Genomic DNA, 22,411 nt, shown 5'->3' with positions numbered 1-22,411 from the left:
CGGGCCTGCGCAGAAATTGCGCTTGTCGGTTTTTTTGTGGGAGCGGGCTTGCCCGCGATGAAAGCAGTTCAGTCGACATCTCGACTGCATTTCTATGCAGCCATCGCGGGCAAGCCCGCTTCCACACTGAACGGCTCCTACAGATGGCCCCGCACAGATCCCCCTTCCCCACCCAGGAGTTTCCATGAGCCGTACCATCCCGGAACCCGACCTCGCCTACTTGCAGAAAGTCCTGCTGGAAATGCTCGCCATTCCCAGCCCCACCGGTTTTACCGACACCATCGTGCGTTACGTCGCTGAGCGCCTGGAAGAGCTGGGCATCCCGTTCGAGTTGACTCGCCGGGGCACCCTTCGCGCCACGCTCAAGGGCCGGCAAAACAGCCCCGACCGAGCGGTGTGCGCGCACCTGGACACCATCGGCGCCAGCGTGCGGGCGATCAAGGACAACGGGCGCCTGAGCCTGGCGCCGGTGGGGTGCTGGTCGAGCCGGTTTGCCGAAGGCAGCCGTGTCAGCCTGTTCACCGACAACGGCGTGATCCGCGGCAGCGTGTTACCGCTGATGGCCTCGGGGCATGCGTTCAACACGGCGGTGGATGAAATGCCCATCAGCTGGGACCACGTGGAGCTGCGCCTGGACGCCTACTGCGCCACCCGCGCCGATTGCGATTCCCTGGGCATCGGCATTGGCGATTTCGTCGCCTTCGACCCCTTGCCCGAATTCACCGACAGCGGCCACATCAGCGCCCGCCATCTGGACGACAAGGCCGGTGTGGCGGCGCTGCTGGCGGCACTCAAGGCCATTGTCGACAGCGGCCAGAGCCTGATGATCGACTGCCACCCGCTGTTCACCATCACCGAAGAAACCGGCAGCGGCGCGGCCTCGGCCCTGCCCTGGGACGTCAGCGAATTCGTCGGCATCGACATCGCCCCGGTCGCCCCCGGCCAGCACTCCAGCGAGCACGCGGTGAGCGTGGCCATGCAGGATTCGGGCGGGCCGTACGACTATCACCTGTCGCGCCATTTGCTGCGCCTGGCCGGCGACAACGAGTTGCCGGTGCGCCGCGACTTGTTCCGCTACTACTTCAGCGACGCCCATTCGGCGGTCACCGCCGGCCACGATATCCGCACCGCCCTGCTGGCCTTCGGCTGCGATGCCACCCACGGCTACGAGCGCACCCACATCGACAGCCTCGCGGCCCTCAGCCGCCTGTTGGGCGCCTACATCCTCAGCCCGCCGGTGTTCGCCAGCGACGCCCAACCGGCCCAGGGTTCCCTGGACCGCTTCAGCCATCAACTGGAGCACGACGCGCAAATGGAAAGCGACACCCGCGTGCCCTCGGTGGACAGCGTGGTAGGCCCCAAACGCGACGGCTGACGGGGCTTAGCCGGGTTGGCAGTTTTTCGGGAGCGGCCAACTGCGCGTCGCCACCCGGGTTTTCAGCGCGTAGGGCAAGGTGATGCCCACCGCTTGTTTGCCTATGCGTTTTTCCAGGGCGCGGATGCTGACGATGTAGCTGTCCAGCGGCCCCAGGCCCGGCACGTTGGGAAATAGCCAACTGAGGGTCTGGGTGCGCCCGGCGGCGTCCTTAGTGACCAGGGTCTTCCAGAAGTAATCCGGGGTGCGGATACCGTGGGAGGCCAGGAAGTGGTCGTTGCGCGGGTCGTTGTAAAGCACCCCGCCGTAAACCTGCACCGGCGCCAGGTCGCGATAGCACTCGGCGATTTCCTCAGTCTGGCGCCACACCCCCTGATTGAATGAGCGCCACTGCGGCACGATGTTGGTCATGCGGTGCGTCAGGGCAATGCTGCGCGGGTTGTGATCCAAATGATTGGAAGTCACCAGGTGGCCGCGGTCCCAGCCTTTGGCCACGCGGTCGTAGGACGCGGCGCTCAACTGCTGCTGGCAATGGCCCGGCAAGCTCGGGTCGAGTTCAAAGCCACGGGGGCGCGGCGCGTTGCCTTTGTCTACCGTCAACCGGTAAGCGAAGCGCAGGGCCGTGCGGTTATCACAGTCATAACGCAGGCTGAACAGCCCACGGTCCAGGGTGATAATCGTGGCCGCGCGGGCCTGTGGCAGCGCCAGGCAAAAACTCAACAACAAGCCGACGAGGCCCGGGTGGCGGGGGGTGAAACGTGCAATCCATGCATTCATCTGAGGGGTTTCCTAGTTCGTCATTGCAGTCAATCTGCATGAGCGAGGCTAGGGCCGGAGCGCCGGATGAATGCTGTTAATATCTACCACTTTTCGCGGATGCACCGCCGAGGCGCCCATGCTGATCCCCCACGACCAACTCGAAGTAGACACCCTGACCCGCTTGATCGAAGACTTCGTCACCCGTGACGGCACCGACAACGGTGACGACACGCCGCTGGAAACCCGCGTGCTGCGCGTTCGCCAGGCGTTGACCAAGGGGCAGGCGTTGATTGTGTTCGACCCCGAAAGCCAGCAGTGTCAACTGATGCTCAAGCATGACGTGCCCAAGGCCCTGTTCGACTAACCCTGGCCCTGGGTCCTCTTGGCGCCCTGGCGGGCGATGATGCGTTCATACACCTCGGCCCGATGGACCTCAACGTTTTTCGGCGCCTCGACGCCAAAGCGAACATTGCTGCCGTTGACGGAAAGTATGCGTACGGTGATGTTGTCGCCGATGGAAATCAGCTCGCCGACAACGCGGCTCAATACAAGCATGGCACTAGTCCTTTAGGGTAACCGGGCCTTGAAGATGCCCGCTGGATCCACTGCCTTCAATGCGCCAGCATCAAAACAGTCATCCCCTACGCCACGACGAACCAACCCCTACGGAAATTTCTTTCAAACGCTGCTTTTCGCAGCGGTTTGAACACACCTACAGCCTTCAAGGGCTATTCCTATGCACTCAATACGCTTGCACCGCGTGCGCAGGTAAGGTTTCAGACACTGGAAAAACGCGGGCCAAACAGGATGATGCCGGCACCCACCACGCACAGGGCCACACCCAGCCAATCCGAACTCAAGGGGCGGATGCGCTCCACCAGCCCCAGCCAGCCAATGGACGCAATGATGTAGATACCGCCGTAAGCCGCGTAGGCACGGCCGGCGTAGGTGGCTTCGACCTTGGTCAGCAGCAGGGCGAACAGGGTCAGGCTCAGCAGCGCGGGGATGATCCACCAGGCGCTTTTGCCCTGGCGCAACCACATCCAGAAGGCATAGCACCCGGCGATTTCAAACAGCGCCGCGAGAAAAAACCACAGGTAATTGAGCATGAATCCGCCTCGTTAGGGGTGCCGAAGGTGGCAACCCTAACGAGGCAGCGGCGGGCGGGCAAGTTCAGTTGGCCGCTTGACGGGCCTTGGCACGCATCTTGTCGGCCATCTGGGTCATTTCGTCGTAGAGCAACTGCGGGTTCTTCTGCTTCAACGCCCAGGCCATGCGCCCCTGCTCGTGGGGCAGAATCATGAACTCGCCGGCCGCGACTTTCTCGTAGATGTAGTCGGCAATGTCGCTGGCGCTGATGGGAGAACTTTCCAGCAACTTGCCCACCTGGGCCTTCATCGCCGGGGTCGGGCCACGGAAAGAGTCCAGCAGGTTGGTCTGGAAGAACGAGGGGCACACCACATGCACCGCCACTTCCTGCTGCGCCAACTCGATCAGCAGGCTCTCGGACAACGCCACCACCCCGGCCTTGGCCACGTTGTAGTTGCTCATGGCCGGGCCCTGCATCAGCGCGGCCATGGAGGCGATGTTGATGATCTTGCCGCGGCTTTTTTCCAGCAGAGGCAGGAACGCCTTGCAGCCCTTGACCACACCCATGAGGTTGATCGCGATTTGCCAGTCCCAGTCCTCCAGGGACAGCTCGGCAAAAAAGCCACCCGAGGCCACGCCGGCGTTGTTGACGATCACATCGATGCCACCGAGTTTTTCTTCACAGGCCTGGGCGAACGCCGTCAGTTGGCTGTAGTCACGCACGTCGCAGCGCTGGACAAACCCGTCGCCACCGGCCTGGCGCACGAGCCTGAGGGTTTCCTGCAAGCCCGGTTCGCTGACGTCCGACAAGGCCAACTGCCAGCCCTCACGGGCCCAGCGCAGCGCTATTTCGCGACCCAGGCCGGAACCGGCGCCGGTAATCATCATGCGATTTTGCATAAAAGTTGCCTTGTTGTTCTGGGGAAGTTGGGCCGCAGTGTAGCGAAGGAAATCGGCCCGCCCACGCACCATCAGGGTGCTGAATGCCCCAGGCAAACCCTGGGCACGACGCCCTACGGGAGACACGCGTAAAGGAAATAAGCGGGGACGGAAAAAACACTAAAAAAACTTGGAATCTTCCGTGTCGGCGACCAGTCGGAGTCTTTAAGCGCTCAACGCCTTAACCATTGAGCGGCGAACTGAAAAGCTACGGTCATTCCAGAAAACACTAATAAGGAAATCGACATGGGCACCATTCTTATCGTCATCCTGATCCTCCTGCTGGTGGGCGGCCTGCCTGTCTTCCCGCACTCCAGAAGCTGGGGTTATGGCCCCTCGGGCATCATCGGCGTTGTCCTGGTGGTGCTGTTGATCCTGTTGTTGCTGGGCAAGATATAACTGCCGCAAACCTTTAGCAGCGCATAAAAAAAGAGGCCCTCAGGGCCTCTTTTTTTATGCCGTCAAACCATCAATCCGGTTTGCCGTTAACCACACCCGCAGTGTTATCCAGCAGGCTCTTGGTCGCAGTCTGGATAAAGGCTTCCAGTTTGCGACGTTGTTGTTCGGTGTCTTGCACATCGGGGATCACCGCCGACGTGGGGTTGCTGCCCAACTGGTAGCTGTAGACCTTGGGTGGCATGTCTTTGGGCAGGACCAGGATGCGGTCGGTGGTGACGAACGCCACCACTTGCTCGCTGCCCGAGGGCTTAATCATGCCGAACCCGGTGTCGCCCTGGGGCAGGTTCAGCAGGTCGCGGCCCCAGCACTGGTGGCGCACTTCGCCACCTAAACGGCCCATGATGGTGGGCACGATGTCGATCTGGGTGCCAACGGTGTGGGCGACCTGGCCGAATTTTTCCTGCACCCCCGGGCCGATCAGCAGCAGCGGCACGTTGAAGCGGCCCAGGTCCATTTCGGTGATCTGGCGCTCGTCGCCAAAGCCGTGGTCGCCGACGACGATGAACAGGGTTTCCTTGAAGTAGGGCTCCTTGCGCGCTTTCTCGAAGAATTGCCCCAGCGCCCAGTCGGAATAGCGCATGGCGGTCAGGTGGTCGTTGAGGCGGCCGCGGTTGGTCACCGGTTCCACCGGCAACGGCGTGGGCAAGGCATACGGCGTGTGGTTGGACAGGGTTTGCAGCAGCGCGTAGTACGGCGCCTTGCCTTCGCGGGCTTTGAGTTCCTCCAGGCCACGGTTGAACATGTCCTGGTCGGACACGCCCCAGGTGCTGTCGGAGAACACCGGGTTCACGTAGTCGTTACGGCCGATGAAGGTGGTCATGCCCTGGTTGCTGAAGAACCCGGACTGGTTGTCCCAGGCGAAATCGCCGTTGTAGACGTACACGTCATCGAAATTACGCGCACTGAGCAGTTGCGGCAGGCCCGACAGCTTGTGGCTGCCTTCGGGGGTCTGCATCAGGTACTCGAACGCCGGCAGGTTGGGGAAGCAGCCCATGGTGGCGAACATGCCCTGGTGGGTATGGGTGCCATTGGAGAAGAAGCGGTCGAACAGCAGACCTTCCTTGGCCAGTTTGTCGAAGTAAGGCGTGACATTGCCCGAAGCCCCCAAAGCGCCCACCGAGTGCCCGGCGAAGCTTTCCATGAGGATGACCACCACGTTCTTGATCGGCAGGGTCTTCTCGGCCGGCGGCAGGTAGTCGCGGCGCACGGCGGCGATATCGGCATCCACCAGTTTTTCCTGCGGCAACAGCAGCAGGTCGCGCACCACTTGCTGGGCTTCGCTGTCGGGCAGGGTGGCCTTCCAGACGTTGTCGCGGTGCTCGGAGAAACGGCTCTTGGCCGCGCCGATCAACGACAGCGAAGCGTTGAGGCCCAATTGGTTGGCGAAGATCGAGTCGGTGGTGTAGACGTCACCCCAACGCATCGGCGGGCCCTGGCGCAGGGTGCCGCGTGCGGCGATCACGCAGATCACCAGGCAGACCATGAACACCGCCGTGCGGGTGTACCAAGGTGCAACCTGGCGGCTGACGATGGTGCCACCGCTGAACGGGCCACGGGGCCGGGTCGCACGGTCGGCGCCCTTGAACGCCAGGCTCAGCAGCCAGGTGCCGATGGCCCAGGCAACCAGGTAGCGGGCCACCGGGAAACCGTTCCACAGCATGCTCGACACCGTGGCCGGGTCTTCGCTGATGTACTGGAACACCAGGCCGTTGAGGCGCTGGTGGAACTCGCGGTAGAAGTCCATCTCGATCAGGCCCAGCAACAGCGCAATGCTGGAAGCCAGGGTCAGCCAGAAACGGAAGAACCCCCGCGCCGCCATGGCGCGCACGCTGAACAGCGCCAGCAACAGCGGAATGCTCAGGTACACCACCAGGCGCAGGTCGAAACGCAGGCCATTGGCGAAGGCTTCGAGGAAGGTCGCCGCCGGGGTGTCGAGGATCATGTCCCGGTTATAAACCAGCAGCGCCAGGCGCAGCAGGGAAAGCATCACCATCATGACCAGGGCACACAACAGGGTGTAGGCCAGGTGGGATTTGACGGTGGGTTGCAGTAAGCGGCTTGAAGCACGCTGCTGATTCAGGGCGTCCGGGTTTGCCATGTCGTGTCAAGACTCATTGGAAGTTGAAGTTTCAAAGAACAGCTGCACCCTGGCCTCTTTTCATCCCTGCGAAAACGCAGTGGCGACGGGGTATGCGCAGTGCGCGCAGAGTGCACGATCGCCTTTGGCAACGCTATTGATTAGTGTTCGTCAGGCCCGCCAAGGCGTTCCAGGGGGCTGGAACGGAGCGTCAAGGGTAGTTGGCATTAGCAAAAGCGCTGGGGATTGTCTTGGAGCGCTTGTGAAAATTTCGTTTAACGCATGTTTCGATACAAAAAAAGGGCCGTGAGGCCCTTGATCCTACCGTTGTAGCAAGCGGGCTCGCCCGCGCTGGGCTGCCCAGCAGCCCCTTACGCCTGCCGGATTGACGCCGATGACGGCCGCTGCAAGCCCGCTGGCTACACCTCAGCTCAGTCGTTGCTCGGTTTGTTGATCGCCTGCAGCACGTATTGCGGCATGGCGAAGGCGCCGATGTGGATCTCGGGGTTGTAGTAGCGGGTCACGATGCCACTGCCGGCGAAACGCTGGCACAGGGTCTCGCGGGACAACTGGCGGTACGCCGTGTTGGTCGAACCCCAGGCAAAGGTCATGGCCCCGCCAATGTAGGTCGGCACCGCAGCCTGGTAGAAGTGCCAGTCCGGAAACAAGCTGCGCAGGCGCCCAGCGGTGGTCTGCACTTCGCCCAGTTGCATGAACGGCGTGCCGTTCTGGGTCACCAGGATGCCGCCCTCATTGAGGCAGCGGCGGCAGGCTTCGTAGAAGTTCTCCGAGAACAGCACTTCGCCCGGGCCGATGGGGTCGGTGGAGTCAGAGATAATCACGTCGAATTTTTCCGTGGTGGTGGCGACGAAACGCATGCCGTCGTCGATCACCAGGTTCAGGCGCGGGTCTTCAAAGGCTCCTTTGGAGTGGTTGGGCAAAAATTCCTTGCACATTTCCACTACCGTGGCGTCGATCTCGACCATGGTGATGTGCTCGATGCTGCCGTGCTTGGCCACTTCGCGCAGCATGCCGCCGTCGCCGCCGCCGATGATGAGCACGCGCTTGGCGGTGCCGTGGGCGAGGATCGGCACGTGGGTGAGCATCTCGTGGTAGATGAACTCATCGGCCTCGGTGGTTTGGATCACACCGTCCAGTGCCATCACACGGCCCATGCGCGGGTTCTCGAAAATCACCAGGTGCTGGTGTTCGGTGCGCACTTCGTGCAGCAGTTTTTCCATGCGAAAACGCTGGCCGTAGCCTTCGTAGAGGGTTTCCAGGTAATCGCTGGTGTGGTTGGTGCTCATGGGTAAGACCCCCGATAAATACTGGTGGCAACGGACGGTCACCCGCCCATGATGGCCAGCCGCCGTTGCGCCTGACCAAGGAAAGGCGCGCATTCTACGTTGCTGCACATGACAGGTCGAACCTTCTGGCTCTATCTTGGTGGCGGTTTTTGGTCAGGAGGCCAGCAGATGTTTTATCGCTATCACCCCAGCCCCACCGGGCCGTTGTTCATCGCGGGCGATGAGCAAGGCCTGCGCATGCTCTATATGGACGGCCACAAGCACTGGACACCGCAACCGCAATGGCGCGAAGCCACCAGCGAGTTGGATGCCGTATGCCGGCAATTGGATGAGTATTTTGCAGGCCGGCGCGAGGTGTTCGACCTGGCCCTGGCGCCCCGGGGCACGCCGTTCCAGCAGCAGGTGTGGCAGGCGTTGCAGCGCATTCCGTTCGGGCGTACCTGCAGCTATGCCCAGTTGGCTCAACACATCGACAACCCCAAGGCCATCCGCGCCGTCGGCACCGCCAATGGGGCCAACCCGATCTCGATCCTCATTCCCTGCCACCGCGTGATCGGCAGCAACGGCACCCTCACCGGCTATGCCGGCGGCCTTGAGCGCAAACAGGCGTTGTTGCAGCTTGAGGGTGCGTGGTTGTTGTGAGGCTCAGATCCGCACGTTGCCACGCGGCCCGGCAATGGCCCAGATAATCAGGCCCAGCACCGGCAGCAGGACGATCAGCAGCACCCAGAGGATTTTCATCCCGGTTTCGGCGCCGCTTTTAAGCACGTTGATGATTGCCCAGATGTCCAGGGCAAGAATTATCAGACCAATCAGACCGTTAAACGTGGAACCCATGGTGTCGCTCCCAAGAAGTGGCATGCCCACTTAGGATAGACGCGCCCGGCCAGGGTTCCCTTTTATTCGCCTCAGACGTGAATCGCGACTTTCAAGGCTTCCAGCGCAGGGGCCGCGCTGATGCCCACTTGTGCGCACAACGCCAGCACCCGCTGCACATCGTTGCCGTAGACCAGCACCATTTGCAGCTCGTCATCGAGCAGTTGGCTGAAGTTCATCAGCACATAGCCGCCGTTTTCCGGGTTCATGGCCGCGAGTTGGATCTGCATGCGGTTCAGGGCGGTGAGCGCTTCGGTTTTCGCCAATTGCTTGGGCTTGAGGTTGAACGCCACGCCGGGGCCGAACGAGGCGACGATCTGGGCGAACAGGTCCATGTAGGTATCAGCCTGGAACAGCACGGTTTGCGGCAGGCTGCCGACCACCACCCACTCGCCCAGGGGGATCGGGAAGGTGTCGTCGTAGTTGATGTCCGGGTTGGCCGCCAGAAAGCCACCGGCGTCGGCGTAAGCCTGGGCGGCTTCGTCCGCCACACGCTGGATCTCATCGTCGGCCATGCAGCCGGAGCTGATTTTGCTGATAAGTTCGACGAGTGCGGCTTTCATGGGGGCAATCCTGTGGCTGGGGAAATTCGAGGGCGCGAAGGATACCCGATTGGGGTGTGGCCGTGTGGGGGCAGGCTTGTGTGAGGGCCCTACTGGGAGAGTGGCTTGTGCGAAGTGTGTGTGGGAGCGCGCCAGGCAGTGAAGAGGCTCTAGATACCGCCTCATCGCGGGCAACCCGCTCCCACAGCAAGCCCGACCCCACAAAAAGCCGGCGCCCACAGAGGCCTTAAGCGTTCAACAGTTTCTCAAGCTGCGCTGCCGTATCGACCGCGCCCATGGTGCGGGCCGCGTCCAGGGCAGTGACGCCGTTGGCGTCCTTGGCGCGGGGGTCGGCGCCTTGGCTGATGAGGTAGTCGACGATTTCGCCGCGATTGAACATCGCCGCCATCATCAAGGCTGTACGCCCGTCGAAAGACGCACCCTCGACTTGCGCCCCGCCGCTCACCAGGGCCTTGACCACCGCCAGGTCGCCCTTGAACGCCGCGCCGGCAATCGGGCTTTGGCCGTTGTCGTTGCGCAGTTCCGGGTCGGCCTTGTGTTCGAGCAGCACCTTCACCGCATCGACGTGGCCGTGGTAGCTGGCCAGCATCAACAGGGTGTCGCCCTTGTGGTTGCGCAGGTTGACGGGCAGGCCCTTGGTCACCAGGGCGGCGAGCATGGCCGCGTCGCCACTGCGGGCGACGTTGAACACCTGCTCGGCGAATTCTTCGGCTTCTTCCTGGGTCATCTGGCGGCTGTTGTCTGACATGGCTGGCTCCGTTTTCGGCAATCGCAAAGGCCGCTAGTGTCCTCAAGCGGCCGGCGCGCTGTCACGGTTTTTTTCTCATCCACCACCATAGCGCCAATCAATAACGGAACTTGCCGCCATGGATATCGGCTAATACGTCCTCGGTCACCTGCACGTAGGTGTCCGAGCCGGGCAGCCAGGCGTAGATCGGGTCATCGCCGGCCTTGCGCGGGTCGAAGGCTTCGTCGCGTAGGCGCACTTTCTGGTATTTGAAGGTGCCGGTGGTTTCCATTTTCACCTTCACCCGCAAAAACAGCGGCACGGCGTAGGCCGGCATCTGTTCCTTGGCCCAGCGCAGCAGCTCGCCGAAATCCAGGGTGGCCAGGGATTCGGCCGGGGTAATGGCCGCCATGCCCGCGCGGCCGTTGGTGTTGTTGATTTCCACCCCGTACACCACCGCCTCGGCGATGTGCGGGTGCATGAGGAAGATGTTCTCCACCTCGGTGGTGGAGACGTTCTCGCCTTTCCAGCGGAAGGTGTCCCCCAGGCGATCGACGAACTGGCCGTGGCCAAAGCCGATATTGCGCAGCAGGTCGCCGGTGTTGAAGTAGCGGTCGCCCTTGGCGAAGACGTCGTGGAGGATGACTTTGGCGGTTTTTTCCGGCTCGGTGTAACCGTCCAGCGGGGCCTTGTCGTCGATCCGCGCCAGCAACAGGCCTTCGCTGCCCTTGGGCACTTTCTGCATGAACCCGGATTCGCCGCGCACCGGCGCACCGCTGTCATGGTCATAGGCCACCAGCTCCCAGGCCATCAGGGAGAAACCGATGGTGTTGTCAAAATTGAGGATATTGGTGAAGCCGATGTTGCCGTCGCTGGCGGCATACAACTCGCAAATGTGGTTGACGCCGAAGCGCTCCTTGAACGGCCCCCACACGCCCGGGCGCAGGCCGTTGCCGATCATTTTCACCACTGGGTTATCGCGGTCTTCGGCGCTGGGCGGCGGGTCCATCAGGTAGCGGCACAGCTCGCCGACGTAGCCGATGGTGGTGGCGTTGAACTTGCGCGCATCGCTCCAGAACTGGCTGGCGCTGAACTTGCGCCGGATGGCGAAGCCCGACGCGCCGCTGATGGCCGAGCCCCAGCACACGCACAGGCCGGTGGCGTGGTACAGCGGCAAGGTGCAATAGAGGATGTCCTGGGGCGTCATGTCCAGGGCGATCACGCCGAAGATAGACGAGGTCTTCATCCAGCGTCCGTGCTTGAACACCCCGGCCTTGGGCAGCCCGGTGGTGCCGGAGGTGTAGATATAAAAGCAAGGGTCGTCCAGGTACACCTTCTGGCTGGTGGCCGGGTTGTCCTGCGCGGCGTCGGCGCTGTCGGCCATCAGGTTGAGGTAATGCTGCGGCGCCTGGCCGTGGTGGCGCGAGGTGTCCTGGTCGGCCACCCACCAGGTGCGGGCGTCAGGGATGGCCACCTGGCTGCGGACCGCCGAGTAGGCCTCGGTCAACTCGCCGCCGACGATAATCGCCACGGGTTTGACCAAGTTCAGGCTGTGCACCAGCACGTGTTGGGTCTGGGAGGTATTGAGCATCGCGCAGATGCCACCCACCTTGGCCACCGCCAGTACCGTGACCAGCAATTCCGGGCGGTTTTCGATAAAGATCCCGACCACATCCCCCTTGCCAATGCCCTGGGCGATCAGGTGATGGGCGATGCGGTTGGCCCACTGGTTGACCTGCTCGTAACTGAACGCGACGTTGGCGTACATCAGCGCCGGCCCCTGAGGGTTGCGCAAGGTGGCCTGTTCGAACGTCCAACCCAGGCCGCAGGGCTGCTGCGCGTCCTTGATATTGGCGGTCTTGAGGCCCTTGAGTACCCGCGGAATGGCTTTGGCGATGGCGGGCAACTTACGGATCATCATGCCCCAGGTAATCATGTCGCTAGAGTTGCTGCTCATGGTGGCTCCTGCTCAACACAAAACGGCGACGCACCGGCGACTCAGCCAGGGCAAGCCGATAACAATGAATTAACGATTGAAGGTTCGGTGACGCGAAGAGGTTCAGGTCGGCCAGGGAATCAGCCAGAGTTCGTTCGCCCCGGCCTGGGGAGCAGAAAACAGCGCGGGAACAGCCTGGAGTTGCGGGGTGCCTTGGGCGATAACGCAGAAATCGTGAGTCATAGGTGAATTCCTATTTTCTTATTATCGGGCGAACACAGAGCAATCCAGCTGCGACGCAGAACAGTCCCTGTCGTGATGTGGCGCGCCATGCGTCCTGCATGGAATCAGGCAACCGTTGAGGCTGCCCGACTAACAAAACGGTTAACAAGTGCTTGTGACAGCCTGGAAAATACGTCAGGCCTTCTCGGGCTGTACATGGAGGATTTGAAAAGTTTTGTATCTCTTCACCTTTTCACCCCTCTTGCAAAGCCGCAGCAACGCTGAAACCAGAGATGGAATTTTCCGGCGGCCAGCAGGGTCACAGGAGCACGCCTACCACGGCCCGGTCTCGCAAAATGCAGGATGCACGATGGCCATTCATGCAAAATGCACGAAGTCGCCAAATTATAAAATTTATAACCTATTGATTTATAACGATTTTATATAAATCAGATACTGGCACAATCGCTGCAACTACCCCTCCACGATTGCCCTTAGCACTCACGGAGCGGATAGACATGAGCTTGATCCAAGAAAAATTCACTTCCCTGTTTTCCAATTTCGAGGTCACCACCCAGGCCCGTCCGGATGGGGGCATCCTGCTGACCCTGCGCAACAGCGAAGGCAAGCAGTTCAAACGCTCGATTTCCTACGCCCAGTTGCACGCCGGGGACCAGTTGTCCTGGGTTATCAGTGCTATTCGCCGCGACCTGGCCGAACAGGCCAGCGAGTTGCCGCAAATCTCCATGCTGCAAAGCCAGCAGCGTTTTGCCCTGCCGACCTACCACTCGGCTTAAACTCGGCGGGCGCGGCGTCGTGGAGCCTGCGGGCTCCACCCCTTCAACTCAGCACGCCGCGCTTGACCGCCTCGCCTACGGCTTGGGCGCGGTTACTGACGCTCAGCTTGATGTAGATATTGCGCAGGTGGAACTTGACCGTGGCCTCGGATATGGCGCGGATCACGCTGATTTCCCACACAGTTTTCCCCTCTTTGGCCCAGCGCAGAATCTCCAGTTCCTTCGCACTCAGTGGCTCGCCCACCGGGCGTTTGCGAGGTCGCTTGGCCTTGGGTTTTACCAAGGGGCGAACATCCGCCCCATCCAGGCCGCTTGGCAGTGAACTGTTCATTCGCACTCTCCCGCTTCTCGTCCAGAACCGCCAAATTGCCCATGCCAACCTTCAGCTGACAGGCACCTGACGATCTGAGAGTTACACAGGCGAGGGATTAAACAAGCGCGTAAACCGCTAAACAGTAGGCCCCTACTCGGTATCAGGCAGTGTCCTACCCAATCCTAAGAAGCGACCCCGGATACCTCCGAAAGAACGGTGAGGTATGTCGCCAAATCCCACCGTGGAAATTGGCGATTCACCGGGTGCGAACGGAAAAGTCAGAAGGTGGCAAGGTCGATCTGGGCAAAACTGGCCACGTTCACATGGCCGGCCAATTCGCCGCCATCACGCACCAGGCCACAAGTGGCCATGCCAGCCTGCTGCGCCGCATCCAATTCCTGGACGATGTCCGAGAGAAACAGAATCGCCGGCGCCTCTAGGCCAATGGCTTGGGCGATGCGCTGGTAAGACTGCGCCTCGCGCTTGGGCCCGGTGGTGGTGTCGAAGTAGCCGCTGAACAGGCCCGACAGGTCGCCCGCCTCGGAGCAGCCGAAAATCAAGCGCTGGGCCTGGATCGAGCCGGAGGAGTAGACGAACAGCTGATAGCCCTCGCGATGCCAGCGCTGCAACGCCTCGACCGCATCCGGGTAGACATGGCCCTTCAACTGGCCGGCCTGGTAGCCCTGCTCCCAGACCATGCCCTGCAAGGCCTTGAGCGGTGTGGCCTTGCGGTCTTCAGCGATCCAACCCAGCAGGATCGCGATCACCCGCTCTACATCCGCCCCGGGTTCGCCGCTGTCCTGGCACACCGCCAGCAGTTGCGCGGCCACGTCCGCCCGTTCGGCGTTAGCCCGCACGAAGTCCGGCAGGTGCCGGGCGGCATAGGGGAAGAGCACGTCGAAGACAAAACTTACCGCGCTGGTGGTGCCTTCGATGTCGGTGACAATGGCCTTGATCGGCATCGGTTCAATCCTCCAGGCGCGGGAAACGGTTGGCGATGTCTTCACCGGTGAACTTGGCCACCCAACCCTCAGGGTTGTTGAACAGGCGGATCGCGACGAAATGCGGGTGCTCGCCCATGTCGAACCAGTGCGGCGTGCCAGCGGGCACCGAAATCAGGTCGTTTTTCTCGCACAGCACCGCGTACACGTAGTCGTCGATGTGCAGGGTGAACAACCCGCGGCCGGCGACGAAAAAGCGCACTTCGTCTTCGCCATGGCGGTGTTCGTCGAGGAACTTGGCGCGAAATTCGGCTTTTTGCGGGTGGTCGCTGTTGAGGCTGATGACGTCCACGGTGACGTAGCCGCCCTCACTCATCAAGCGCTCGATCTGCTCCTGGTAGGCCGCGATAACCTCTTCCTGGCTGGCGCCCGGTTCGATTTTGCGATTGGCTTGCCAACGGTCGAAACGCACGCCTTTATCGGCCAACGTGGCGGCAATGTCCTCGAAATGGGTGAGAACCTTGTTCGGCAGTTCGGGGCTGGAAACGTGGTAAACGGACAGGCTGCTCATGGCGGCAACTCCTCGGTCTGGCAGGGCCCTGCGGTTTTTACACACCGCTCAGGCGCTGGGTTTCATCAGGCTGTGGGCGACTTCAGGCGAAGTCAGCGTTAGCGGGCAAGTACGGAACGGGTCTTGAGTTCGCATTCAAAGAGGAACTCGAACGCCTCGATCTGGCGCAGCGCGTCGCTCATCTGCGGGCCCCAGGTGTAGAGGCCGTGGCCGCGGATCAAGTAGCCGACGCACTCGGGGTGGGCGTCAAGCCACGGCTGGACCTGGGCGGCGAGGCGCACGATGTCCTGGTCGTTATCGAAAATCGGCACCCGCACCCGCGATTCGTGGGTCGAGATACCGCTGAAAGCCTTTTGCAGCTCGTAGTCTTCAAACTCGATGAACGCCCCGGCGGTCACCCGCGACAGCACCGTGGCATTGACCGAGTGGGTGTGCAGCACGGCGCCGATGTCGGCGCGCCAGGCATAGAGCTGGGTGTGCAGCAGGGTTTCAGCCGAGGGCTTTTTGCCCGGCTCCAGGCTGTTGCCGGCCAGGTCGGTGGCGAGCACATCGTCCGGGCCAAGTTGCCCTTTGTGCTTGCCCGACACCGTCAGCAACGCCTGCTCCGCGCCCAGGCGCGTCGAGTAATTGCTGCTGGTGGCCGGCGACCAGCCGCGGCCATACAGAAAGCGCCCGGCGTCGATGATCTGCCGGGCCAGGTGTTCACGGGTAGGGCTCATGGCCTGTCCTCTTGCATGCGGGTGGCAATGATAACGGCTGCGGCCAGGGCCGCGACGCTGGCAATACTAAAGGTCAAGGTGGCACCCAGGGCATTCCAGCTGTAACCGGCGTACAACGCGCCCAGGGCGCCGCCGATGCCGGCCAGCGCGGCGTACAGTGCCTGGCCCTGGCCTTGCTGGCGCGCGCCGAAGCTACGTTGCACGAAATGGATGGCAGCGGCGTGAAAGCTGCCGAACGTCGCTGCGTGCAACACCTGGGCGAACAGCAGCACCCACACCGATTCGGCGTAGGCACCCAGCAGCACCCAGCGCAGGGCCGCCAAAAGGAAACTGGCCAGCAGCACCCGGCGCACGGAAAACCGCGCCAGGATCTTGCTCATGGCCAAAAACATCAGCACCTCGGCCACCACCCCCACCGCCCATAACTGGCCAATCAGGCCACGGCTGTAGCCCAGGTGCTCCAGGTGCAAGGTCAGGAAGGTGTAATACGGGCCGTGGCTCAACTGCATCAGCCCCACGCAGGCATAGAACGCCAGTACCCCAGGGCTGCGCAGCTGCTGCAGGAAACCGCCGCCGGCGCTGCGGCTGCTCTGCACCGGTTGGGCGTTGGGCACCCACAGGCTGCTGAGGAAGATGCCGGCCATGATGGCCACCAGCGCCACCGGGTAGATGTCCAGGCTCAGCCACTGGAACAGGCGCCCCAAGGCGACCACGGTGATGATGAAACCGATAGAACCCCACAGGCGGATTTGGCTGTAGCGCGCGGTCTGGCCATTCAAATGGGCCAGGGTGATGACCTCGAACTGGGGCAGCACCGCGTGCCAGAAGAACGCATGCAAGGCCATGACCATCGCCAGCCAGGCGTAGCTCTTGCTGAAGAAGATCAGGGAAAAGGTCAGCGCCGTGCACAACGCGCCAACACGCACAATGGCCAGGCGCCGCCCGGTGTAGTCCCCCAGCCAGCCCCAGATATTGGGCGCCACGCAGCGCATCAGCATGGGGATGGCCACCAGTTCGCCAATACGCGCGGCGCTGAACCCCAAGTGGTGGAAATACAGCGCCAGGAATGGCGCCGTGGACCCCAGCAGGGCGAAGTAGAACAGGTAGAAACTGGATAACCGCCAGTACGGCAGCGCGGCCATCAGGCGTGGGGCCGGGTCACAACTGGCCCAGCACCGGGGTGCTGACGCGCACGTCGGCGTTTTGCCCGCGATGGCGCAGCAAGTGGTCCATCAACACAATGGCCATCATCGCTTCGGCGATAGGCGTGGCGCGGATGCCCACGCAGGGGTCGTGGCGGCCCTTGGTAATCACGTCCACCGGGTTGCCATGGACGTCGATGGAGCGGCCCGGCGTGGTGATGCTGGAGGTTGGCTTCAACGCCAGGTGCGCGACGATGGGCTGGCCCGAGGAAATGCCGCCGAGAATGCCGCCAGCGTTGTTGCTGAGGAAGCCTTCGGGGGTCATCTCGTCGCGATGCTCGGTGCCGCGCTGGGCGACGCAGGCGAACCCGGCGCCGATTTCCACGCCCTTGACCGCGTTGATGCTCATCAGCGCGTGGGCCAGTTCGGCGTCGAGGCGGTCGAAGATCGGCTCGCCCAGCCCCGGCATCACCCCTTCGGCGACCACTGTGATCTTGGCGCCCACCGAATCCTGGTCGCGCCGCAGTTGGTCCATGTAGGCCTCAAGCTCGGGCACTTTGTCCGGGTCGGGGCTGAAGAAGGCATTTTGCTCCACCGCCTCCCAGGTCTTGAACGGAATCTCGATGGGGCCGAGCTGGCTCATGTAGCCGCGAATCACGATGCCCTGGCTGGCCAGGTACTTCTTGGCGATCGCCCCCGCCGCCACGCGCATCGCCGTCTCGCGCGCCGAGCTGCGGCCGCCACCGCGGTAGTCGCGCTCGCCGTACTTGTGGTGGTAGGTGTAGTCAGCGTGGGCCGGGCGGAACAGGTCTTTGATGGCCGAGTAGTCCTTGGACTTCTGGTCGGTGTTGCGGATCAGCAGGCCAATGGCGCACCCGGTGGTGCGGCCCTCGAACACGCCACTGAGGATTTCGACTTCGTCGGCTTCCTGGCGCTGGGTGGTGTGGCGGCTGGTGCCGGGCTTGCGCCGGTCGAGGTCGTGTTGCAGGTCGTCCAGCGACAATTCCAGGCCTGGCGGGCAGCCATCGACAATGGCGACCAACGCCGGGCCATGGCTTTCGCCGGCGGTGGTGACAGTGAACAGCTTGCCGTAGGTATTGCCGGACATGCGGGGCGCTCCGTGAAATCGCTGGAAGACGTGGCTCTGGCGGGCATTGAGCCGCGCGCCAGTATACGCAGGCTGTGCAACGAGTTCATCCTCGAACCTTTATAGGGGCGGCGAGTCCAAACGCCACCTGACCAATAATGGCGTGATGATGCTACGAGTCCTTGCCTTGACCCTTTCCCTGTTTACCGGCCTGGTCCAGGCCACCGTACTGCAACGCCCCATGACCCTGGACACCGGCAGCGGCGTGCTGCATGGCTCGTTACTGTTGCCCAAGTCCGACACGCCGGTGCCGGTGGTACTGATAATTTCCGGCTCCGGCCCCACCGACCGCGACGGCAACAACCCCGATGGCGGGCGCAACGACAGCCTCAAGCGCCTGGCCTGGGTGCTGGCCAAACACAACATCGCCAGCCTGCGCTACGACAAGCGCGGCGTGGCGGCAAGCCTGGCGGCCACCCCGGACGAGCGCAACCTGAGCGTCGAGGCGTATGTCAGCGATGCCGTGGCCTGGGGCCAGCAACTCAAGAACGACCCGCGTATGGGCCCGTTGATCCTGCTGGGCCACAGCGAGGGCGCGCTGATCGCCAACCTCGCCGCGCCCACGGTGGGGGCTGCTGGGGTGATTTCGGTGTCCGGCAGCGCCCGCCCCATCGACGAGGTGCTGCGCCAGCAATTGGCCACGCGCCTGCCACCCGCGCTGATGCTGCGCAGCAATCAACTGCTCGACAGCCTCAAGGCCGGCCAGGTGGACGCTGAGGTGCCGCCAGCCCTGCAAGTGATCTTCCGCCCGAGCGTGCAGCCCTACCTGATAAGCCTGTTCCGCCAGGACCCGGCGGGCGCTTTCGCCCGCCTGAAAATGCCGGCGCTCATCATCCAGGGCAGTAACGATATCCAGGTCGGCGTGGCGGATGCGCGCCTACTCAAAGCCGCCAAACCCGACGCGCACCTGGCGCTGATCGAAGGCATGAACCACGTGCTGCGCATCGTGGCCAACGACACCCGGCGGCAACTGGCCTCCTACAAAGACCCACAACTGCCCCTAGCGGCGGAACTGGGCGCGCAGATTCTGCACTTTATCGCCACCCTCACCGCCCCATAAGCAGTGTGGAAGCGGGCCGGGCGGCGCTCCGCCCGCCCGCGACAGCGCCCTTGAGACCGCTGCCCGACGCCCACGGGATGGCGACACAAAAGCAACACCTGGCCCCATTAAACGGGCACTACCCTCCAGTCTTGCAAAAAACGGCCGATAAGCCTTTGTCGGCCGTCAACATACGGTCGCCAAGCAGGGCTTGGACAGGATCTCGCCGTTATGACTGATACCCAGAATTCGACTGACACCGCGCCAGAGCAAGACGCCCCAGAAGCGGTCGAGCGGCCGTGGGCGGACGTCCACACCGAGCACCACAAAATGCTGCGCCTGGCGCCGCAACAGACCGACCGCGTCACTGGCGGGCGGCCGCTGCGTTTTGTCGAGTTCGGCTATGCCGAGCGCAACAACAAAGGCCAGAGCCTGTTGCGCATGGTCATCCAGTTGCCGGGGCAACGGGTGCGCAAGGAACAGAACCGCCTGGATGTGTGGGTCGATCACGAGACCAAGCGGGTCAGTTTCGGCCCGCAAAGCAGCGTGCAGATCGAACCGCTGAACCGCGGCCTGGGGCGATTCCTGCTGGCCCAGGCCATCAGCTGGGCGCGCAAAAAGTGGCCCCACTACAAGGTCGATGGCGTAGACCTGGCCAGCAAAGACGCCCTGAGCGAAGACACGCGCCTGCGCCGCGATCACTTTCTGCGCATCCAGGGTTTCGACGTGGTCTACACCGACGCCCAGCACATGAAGGGCAGCGTCAAGGACGTGCAGGTCGAAGACCTGCTGGCGGACTGGAACACCGAGAAGGTGCAGTTCGTGGAAATCCTCGAAGCGGCGCAGATGCTCCAGCAAGCCGAGCAGAACCTGGCCGAACAGGAAGTCAAGTTGCGCCAGCACGAAGACAAGGTCAGCAAGTACAAACGCGAAGACACCGGCCTGCGCTTCACCATCACCTGCCTGGTGGCGTTCTGCGTGTTCCAGGCCGGGTTGTTGATCTGGATTGCCACCCATCGCTAAGCAAAGGGGCGCGAAAAGCCCCCAGTAGAAGCGAGCCTGCTCGCGATGAGGCCAGCACAATCAGCAGTGATGCTGGGCTATCGCGAGCAGGCTCGCTCCCACAGGGGGCAGCCTCAGGCGCTTTTACGAAACACCAGCCCCAACCCCACGATAATCAGGCCCATGCCCAGCACGCTCAGGGCCGCGAGGCGATTGCCGAACACCAGGTAGTCCATCACCGCGGTCACCGCCGGCACCAGGTAGAACAGGCTGGTGACGTTCACCAGATTGCCCCGGGCGATCAAGCGGTACAGCAGCAGGGTCGCCAGCACCGACACCACCAGCCCCATCCACAGCACCGGCACGATAAACCCGCTGCTGTACTCGAAGTGGAATGGCTGGAACGGCACGAACACCGCACACAGCACCAGCCCCGCCAGGTACTGCACCGGCAATGTGCCCAACGGGTTATCGGTGATGCGTTTTTGCATGATCGAGCCCAGGGTCATGGCCAGCAGCGCCAGCAGGCCGAACAGGATGCCCGCCAGCGACACCCCGGCCAGGCCGATGCTCTGGTACACCACCATCACCAACCCCGCCAGGCCCAGCAGCAGGCCGAAGATGCGGTGCCACGAGCGCTGGCGTTCCATCAGCACCACGGTGAGGATCGGTTGCACACCCATGAGGGTGGCCATCACGCCGGGAGTGATTTTGAAGTCCAGGGCCAGCAAGTAAAAAATCTGATAAGCCCCCAACAACACCGCCCCGGTGGCCAGGGCAAAGAGCAGCGGTTTGCCGGCCCTGGGCCGCTTGAGCTTGAGCAGCGGCATCAGCAGCACCAGGGCCACCAGCGCTAAGGCAAAACGCATCAGCAAAAAGGCGAAGGGCGAAGCGTGGGCCAGGCCCCATTTGGAGAAAATCGCACCGCTGCTCCACAGCAGGACGAACACACTCGTGGACGCCGCCGCGGCCACGGATTGCTTGGAAATGACAAACATGAAGACCACCCGTAATCAGGCAAATAGCCAATTCAGCCGAGGCTGAAGGTTCAGTAGTGATGTGCTGGCGGGCGTGGGAACAGCGCGAAGCCGATCAGCCCGACATGCCGACACCCGGCGGTGCTACGCAGGCGTACACCGGGGGGCTACTGACAGGTGGAGGGTAGTGACTGATCTGCGCCGGTTGCTGTTCCCCGCACGGCATGACGCCAGCGTTGAGCGCTGAATCGACTACCGCGTTGAGAAGGGATGCGGGCATGGTGCAGATCTTTTTATGAAGGAAGAAAGAGGCAGGCCTTTGGCCACACCGAGCGCCGACTATAACCAGCGCCCGATACAATTTGCAACGGCTTAGCCGAACAACCAGTAACCCAGCAATGCCAGCACCACCACCGCCAAAACCGGGCGCAGGACGCGGTAGAGCTTGGGGTTGCGGCGCTTCCACTGCTTGACCGTGCCGCTGATGCCGTCGCTGAAGCTCTTGCTCCAGGCATAGGCACGGTTGATGCCGCCGACGCGCTCGTCGTCGAGGTTCTGCGGCGCGGTGGCGCGGCCCAGCCAGGCGCTGACCCAACGGTTGATGGCCGTCATCACGCGGTTGCTCAGGGGCCGTTCGATGTCGCAGAACAGGATCACCCGGGTCTTGTCGGTTTCGTTCTTGACCCAATGCACGTAGGTCTCGTCGAACATCACATCGTCGCCATCACGCCAGGCGTAAACCTGGCCATCGACGAAAATCCGGCAATCGTCGGAGTTGGGCGTAGACAGCCCCAGGTGATAACGCAAGGAGCCGGCGAACGGGTCGCGGTGCGGGTTAAGGTGGCTGCCGCCCGGAAGCAAAGCGAACATCGCCCCCTTGACGTTGGGAATGGAGCTGACCAGCGCCACGGTCTTGGGGCACAGGGCCTCGGCCGATGGCAGCGGTTTGTCGTACCACTTGAGATAAAAGCGCTTCCAACCCTTCTTGAAGAACGAACCGAAACCGGCGTCGTTGTTCTTTTCGGCGGCGCGGATGTAGCCCTCGTCGAACAAATGCATGGCTTCGTCGCGGATCACCTCCCAGTTGTCGCGCAGGACATCGAGTTCGGGGAACTTGCTGCGGTCGAGGTACGGCTTGGAAGGCACCGCCGAAAACAGGTACATCAGGGCGTTATAAGGGGCGAACAGCGCCGAATGGTTGACGAACTGGCGCAATACCGGCAGGCGCGCCTTGCCACGCAAATGCACATAGAGCGTGCTGCCCAAAAACAGCAGCAACACCGACGCCTTGGCGGCAAATGAAAAGGTCATCCAACAACTCCTTGGTAATAAGCAACGCTGCGCGTCCTTTACCCGACGCGGCAGGCGGCCATCATAAACACTACGGCCCCTGGGCAAAACCCGCGCGAGGCAACATTCAGTATTAAGAAATCC

26 protein-coding genes are annotated in these 22,411 nt (G+C 62.3%); 7 read left to right on the top strand and 19 right to left on the bottom strand.

The annotated features are described in order from the left end of the window. Positions 1 to 184 precede the first annotated feature (184 nt). The gene (locus tag CKW13_RS04120; protein ID WP_095107311.1) at positions 185 to 1,375 is read left to right on the top strand and encodes an osmoprotectant NAGGN system M42 family peptidase; all 1,191 of its coding nucleotides are present in this window, start codon (positions 185 to 187) and stop codon (positions 1,373 to 1,375) included. A gap of 6 nt (positions 1,376 to 1,381) precedes the next feature. Here the strand turns inward: CKW13_RS04120 and CKW13_RS04115 are convergent, their stop codons facing one another. Further along, complete coding sequence (locus CKW13_RS04115; RefSeq protein ID WP_095107309.1) at positions 1,382 to 2,152, bottom strand: DNA/RNA non-specific endonuclease; 771 nt, start codon at positions 2,150 to 2,152, stop codon at positions 1,382 to 1,384. Positions 2,153 to 2,270: 118 nt separating this feature from the next. Between CKW13_RS04115 and CKW13_RS04110 the strand changes: the two genes are divergently transcribed. Then, a complete protein-coding gene (locus CKW13_RS04110; protein ID WP_095107308.1) occupies positions 2,271 to 2,498 on the top strand; it encodes a YheU family protein in 228 nt (75 codons plus the stop codon). On the opposite strand, the gene csrA is transcribed toward CKW13_RS04110, so the two are convergent. The 3 genes from csrA to CKW13_RS04095 all read right to left on the bottom strand — a co-directional run bounded on the left by csrA (position 2,495) and on the right by CKW13_RS04095 (position 4,123). After that, positions 2,495 to 2,689, bottom strand: coding sequence for a carbon storage regulator CsrA (gene csrA, locus CKW13_RS04105; RefSeq protein ID WP_095107307.1), 195 nt, complete (start codon positions 2,687 to 2,689; stop codon positions 2,495 to 2,497). The genes CKW13_RS04110 and csrA overlap by 4 nt on opposite strands. A 221-nt stretch (positions 2,690 to 2,910) precedes the next feature. Next, positions 2,911 to 3,243: a YnfA family protein gene (locus CKW13_RS04100; RefSeq protein ID WP_095107306.1), complete on the bottom strand. Its 333-nt coding sequence runs from the start codon at positions 3,241 to 3,243 to the stop codon at positions 2,911 to 2,913. A 64-nt stretch (positions 3,244 to 3,307) separates the two neighbouring features. Further along, complete coding sequence (locus tag CKW13_RS04095; protein ID WP_095107304.1) at positions 3,308 to 4,123, bottom strand: SDR family oxidoreductase; 816 nt, start codon at positions 4,121 to 4,123, stop codon at positions 3,308 to 3,310. A 279-nt stretch (positions 4,124 to 4,402) separates the two neighbouring features. Between CKW13_RS04095 and CKW13_RS04090 the strand changes: the two genes are divergently transcribed. Further along, positions 4,403 to 4,561, top strand: coding sequence for a DUF3309 family protein (locus CKW13_RS04090; RefSeq protein ID WP_169858239.1), 159 nt, complete (start codon positions 4,403 to 4,405; stop codon positions 4,559 to 4,561). 70 nt (positions 4,562 to 4,631) lie between these two features. Here the strand turns inward: CKW13_RS04090 and CKW13_RS04085 are convergent, their stop codons facing one another. Together CKW13_RS04085 and speE are read right to left on the bottom strand one after the other, a co-directional pair. Beyond that, complete coding sequence (locus tag CKW13_RS04085) at positions 4,632 to 6,719, bottom strand: LTA synthase family protein (protein ID WP_095107302.1); 2,088 nt, start codon at positions 6,717 to 6,719, stop codon at positions 4,632 to 4,634. Between the two features lie 410 nt (positions 6,720 to 7,129). After that, complete coding sequence (gene speE / locus CKW13_RS04080) at positions 7,130 to 8,005, bottom strand: polyamine aminopropyltransferase (RefSeq protein ID WP_095107300.1); 876 nt, start codon at positions 8,003 to 8,005, stop codon at positions 7,130 to 7,132. A 168-nt stretch (positions 8,006 to 8,173) separates the two neighbouring features. Between speE and CKW13_RS04075 the strand changes: the two genes are divergently transcribed. Beyond that, entirely contained in the window at positions 8,174 to 8,647 is a 474-nt protein-coding gene (locus tag CKW13_RS04075; protein ID WP_095107298.1) for a methylated-DNA--[protein]-cysteine S-methyltransferase, read from the top strand. A gap of 3 nt (positions 8,648 to 8,650) precedes the next feature. Here CKW13_RS04075 and CKW13_RS04070 read toward each other — a convergent pair whose 3' ends face one another. The 4 genes from CKW13_RS04070 to CKW13_RS04055 all read right to left on the bottom strand — a co-directional run bounded on the left by CKW13_RS04070 (position 8,651) and on the right by CKW13_RS04055 (position 12,128). Continuing rightward, positions 8,651 to 8,842, bottom strand: coding sequence for a PLDc N-terminal domain-containing protein (locus CKW13_RS04070; RefSeq protein WP_074755146.1), 192 nt, complete (start codon positions 8,840 to 8,842; stop codon positions 8,651 to 8,653). Positions 8,843 to 8,913: 71 nt separating this feature from the next. Next, the gene (locus tag CKW13_RS04065; protein WP_095107296.1) at positions 8,914 to 9,444 is read right to left on the bottom strand and encodes a hypothetical protein; all 531 of its coding nucleotides are present in this window, start codon (positions 9,442 to 9,444) and stop codon (positions 8,914 to 8,916) included. A gap of 226 nt (positions 9,445 to 9,670) precedes the next feature. Continuing rightward, entirely contained in the window at positions 9,671 to 10,192 is a 522-nt protein-coding gene (locus CKW13_RS04060; protein WP_095107294.1) for an ankyrin repeat domain-containing protein, read from the bottom strand. Positions 10,193 to 10,289: 97 nt separating this feature from the next. Beyond that, complete coding sequence (locus tag CKW13_RS04055; protein ID WP_095107293.1) at positions 10,290 to 12,128, bottom strand: long-chain-acyl-CoA synthetase; 1,839 nt, start codon at positions 12,126 to 12,128, stop codon at positions 10,290 to 10,292. A 719-nt stretch (positions 12,129 to 12,847) separates the two neighbouring features. On the opposite strand from CKW13_RS04055, the gene CKW13_RS04050 reads away from it, so the two are divergent. Beyond that, positions 12,848 to 13,126, top strand: a complete 279-nt coding sequence (locus CKW13_RS04050) for a DUF3509 domain-containing protein (protein WP_095107291.1) — start codon at positions 12,848 to 12,850, stop codon at positions 13,124 to 13,126. Positions 13,127 to 13,169: 43 nt separating this feature from the next. Here the strand turns inward: CKW13_RS04050 and CKW13_RS04045 are convergent, their stop codons facing one another. From CKW13_RS04045 to aroC, 6 genes are all read right to left on the bottom strand, one after another. Further along, complete coding sequence (locus tag CKW13_RS04045) at positions 13,170 to 13,457, bottom strand: helix-turn-helix transcriptional regulator (protein WP_095107289.1); 288 nt, start codon at positions 13,455 to 13,457, stop codon at positions 13,170 to 13,172. 260 nt (positions 13,458 to 13,717) lie between these two features. Next, positions 13,718 to 14,401, bottom strand: a complete 684-nt coding sequence (gene mtnC, locus CKW13_RS04040) for an acireductone synthase (protein WP_095107288.1) — start codon at positions 14,399 to 14,401, stop codon at positions 13,718 to 13,720. Between the two features lie 4 nt (positions 14,402 to 14,405). Beyond that, entirely contained in the window at positions 14,406 to 14,951 is a 546-nt protein-coding gene (locus tag CKW13_RS04035; RefSeq protein WP_095107286.1) for an acireductone dioxygenase, read from the bottom strand. A 98-nt stretch (positions 14,952 to 15,049) separates the two neighbouring features. Continuing rightward, complete coding sequence (locus tag CKW13_RS04030; RefSeq protein ID WP_095107283.1) at positions 15,050 to 15,670, bottom strand: methylthioribulose 1-phosphate dehydratase; 621 nt, start codon at positions 15,668 to 15,670, stop codon at positions 15,050 to 15,052. Further along, positions 15,667 to 16,815 (bottom strand): MFS transporter, encoded by a 1,149-nt coding sequence (locus CKW13_RS04025; protein WP_176465060.1) that lies wholly within the window; start codon positions 16,813 to 16,815, stop codon positions 15,667 to 15,669. Before CKW13_RS04025 ends, CKW13_RS04030 begins: the two co-directional genes overlap by 4 nt. A gap of 13 nt (positions 16,816 to 16,828) precedes the next feature. Next, positions 16,829 to 17,920: a chorismate synthase gene (aroC, locus tag CKW13_RS04020; RefSeq protein WP_095107279.1), complete on the bottom strand. Its 1,092-nt coding sequence runs from the start codon at positions 17,918 to 17,920 to the stop codon at positions 16,829 to 16,831. A gap of 145 nt (positions 17,921 to 18,065) precedes the next feature. Between aroC and CKW13_RS04015 the strand changes: the two genes are divergently transcribed. Continuing rightward, positions 18,066 to 19,019, top strand: coding sequence for an alpha/beta hydrolase (locus CKW13_RS04015; protein WP_095107278.1), 954 nt, complete (start codon positions 18,066 to 18,068; stop codon positions 19,017 to 19,019). Between the two features lie 210 nt (positions 19,020 to 19,229). Continuing rightward, a complete protein-coding gene (locus CKW13_RS04010) occupies positions 19,230 to 20,021 on the top strand; it encodes a hypothetical protein (RefSeq protein ID WP_095107276.1) in 792 nt (263 codons plus the stop codon). A 113-nt stretch (positions 20,022 to 20,134) separates the two neighbouring features. Here the strand turns inward: CKW13_RS04010 and CKW13_RS04005 are convergent, their stop codons facing one another. The 3 genes from CKW13_RS04005 to CKW13_RS04000 all read right to left on the bottom strand — a co-directional run bounded on the left by CKW13_RS04005 (position 20,135) and on the right by CKW13_RS04000 (position 22,288). After that, a complete protein-coding gene (locus CKW13_RS04005; RefSeq protein WP_095107720.1) occupies positions 20,135 to 20,998 on the bottom strand; it encodes a DMT family transporter in 864 nt (287 codons plus the stop codon). 94 nt (positions 20,999 to 21,092) lie between these two features. Continuing rightward, positions 21,093 to 21,257: a hypothetical protein gene (locus tag CKW13_RS24385; RefSeq protein ID WP_176465043.1), complete on the bottom strand. Its 165-nt coding sequence runs from the start codon at positions 21,255 to 21,257 to the stop codon at positions 21,093 to 21,095. A gap of 92 nt (positions 21,258 to 21,349) precedes the next feature. Next, positions 21,350 to 22,288 carry an aspartyl/asparaginyl beta-hydroxylase domain-containing protein gene (locus tag CKW13_RS04000; protein WP_095107275.1) on the bottom strand — a complete coding sequence of 313 codons (939 nt, stop codon included), beginning with the start codon at positions 22,286 to 22,288 and terminating at the stop codon, positions 21,350 to 21,352. Between the last annotated feature and the right edge of the window lie 123 nt (positions 22,289 to 22,411).

Origin of the sequence: Pseudomonas sp. Irchel 3E20 (genome assembly GCF_900187645.1) — a bacterium.
Classification (GTDB): domain Bacteria; phylum Pseudomonadota; class Gammaproteobacteria; order Pseudomonadales; family Pseudomonadaceae; genus Aquipseudomonas.
Note: the sequence above shows the minus strand (reverse complement) of the source record. Positions and strands in the feature narration are given on the sequence as shown.

Excerpts from the sequence above, each read along its gene's own strand:
- CKW13_RS04110 (WP_095107308.1), top strand. The coding sequence starts at position 2,271 with ATGCTGATCCCCCACGACCAACTCGAAGTAGACACCCTGACCCGCTTG.
- CKW13_RS04070 (WP_074755146.1), bottom strand. The coding sequence starts at position 8,842 with ATGGGTTCCACGTTTAACGGTCTGATTGGTCTGATAATTCTTGCCCTG.
- CKW13_RS04100 (WP_095107306.1), bottom strand. The coding sequence starts at position 3,243 with ATGCTCAATTACCTGTGGTTTTTTCTCGCGGCGCTGTTTGAAATCGCC.
- mtnC (WP_095107288.1), bottom strand. The coding sequence starts at position 14,401 with ATGCCGATCAAGGCCATTGTCACCGACATCGAAGGCACCACCAGCGCG.
- CKW13_RS04060 (WP_095107294.1), bottom strand. The coding sequence starts at position 10,192 with ATGTCAGACAACAGCCGCCAGATGACCCAGGAAGAAGCCGAAGAATTC.
- CKW13_RS04065 (WP_095107296.1), bottom strand. The coding sequence starts at position 9,444 with ATGAAAGCCGCACTCGTCGAACTTATCAGCAAAATCAGCTCCGGCTGC.
- CKW13_RS24385 (WP_176465043.1), bottom strand. The coding sequence starts at position 21,257 with ATGCCCGCATCCCTTCTCAACGCGGTAGTCGATTCAGCGCTCAACGCT.
- CKW13_RS04055 (WP_095107293.1), bottom strand. The coding sequence starts at position 12,128 with ATGAGCAGCAACTCTAGCGACATGATTACCTGGGGCATGATGATCCGT.
- CKW13_RS04005 (WP_095107720.1), bottom strand. The coding sequence starts at position 20,998 with ATGTTTGTCATTTCCAAGCAATCCGTGGCCGCGGCGGCGTCCACGAGT.
- CKW13_RS04085 (WP_095107302.1), bottom strand. The coding sequence starts at position 6,719 with ATGGCAAACCCGGACGCCCTGAATCAGCAGCGTGCTTCAAGCCGCTTA.
- CKW13_RS04015 (WP_095107278.1), top strand. The coding sequence starts at position 18,066 with ATGATGCTACGAGTCCTTGCCTTGACCCTTTCCCTGTTTACCGGCCTG.
- CKW13_RS04120 (WP_095107311.1), top strand. The coding sequence starts at position 185 with ATGAGCCGTACCATCCCGGAACCCGACCTCGCCTACTTGCAGAAAGTC.
- CKW13_RS04030 (WP_095107283.1), bottom strand. The coding sequence starts at position 15,670 with ATGAGCCCTACCCGTGAACACCTGGCCCGGCAGATCATCGACGCCGGG.
- CKW13_RS04045 (WP_095107289.1), bottom strand. The coding sequence starts at position 13,457 with ATGAACAGTTCACTGCCAAGCGGCCTGGATGGGGCGGATGTTCGCCCC.
- aroC (WP_095107279.1), bottom strand. The coding sequence starts at position 17,920 with ATGTCCGGCAATACCTACGGCAAGCTGTTCACTGTCACCACCGCCGGC.
- CKW13_RS04095 (WP_095107304.1), bottom strand. The coding sequence starts at position 4,123 with ATGCAAAATCGCATGATGATTACCGGCGCCGGTTCCGGCCTGGGTCGC.
- csrA (WP_095107307.1), bottom strand. The coding sequence starts at position 2,689 with ATGCTTGTATTGAGCCGCGTTGTCGGCGAGCTGATTTCCATCGGCGAC.
- speE (WP_095107300.1), bottom strand. The coding sequence starts at position 8,005 with ATGAGCACCAACCACACCAGCGATTACCTGGAAACCCTCTACGAAGGC.
- CKW13_RS04010 (WP_095107276.1), top strand. The coding sequence starts at position 19,230 with ATGACTGATACCCAGAATTCGACTGACACCGCGCCAGAGCAAGACGCC.
- CKW13_RS04050 (WP_095107291.1), top strand. The coding sequence starts at position 12,848 with ATGAGCTTGATCCAAGAAAAATTCACTTCCCTGTTTTCCAATTTCGAG.
- CKW13_RS04115 (WP_095107309.1), bottom strand. The coding sequence starts at position 2,152 with ATGAATGCATGGATTGCACGTTTCACCCCCCGCCACCCGGGCCTCGTC.
- CKW13_RS04075 (WP_095107298.1), top strand. The coding sequence starts at position 8,174 with ATGTTTTATCGCTATCACCCCAGCCCCACCGGGCCGTTGTTCATCGCG.
- CKW13_RS04000 (WP_095107275.1), bottom strand. The coding sequence starts at position 22,288 with ATGACCTTTTCATTTGCCGCCAAGGCGTCGGTGTTGCTGCTGTTTTTG.
- CKW13_RS04035 (WP_095107286.1), bottom strand. The coding sequence starts at position 14,951 with ATGAGCAGCCTGTCCGTTTACCACGTTTCCAGCCCCGAACTGCCGAAC.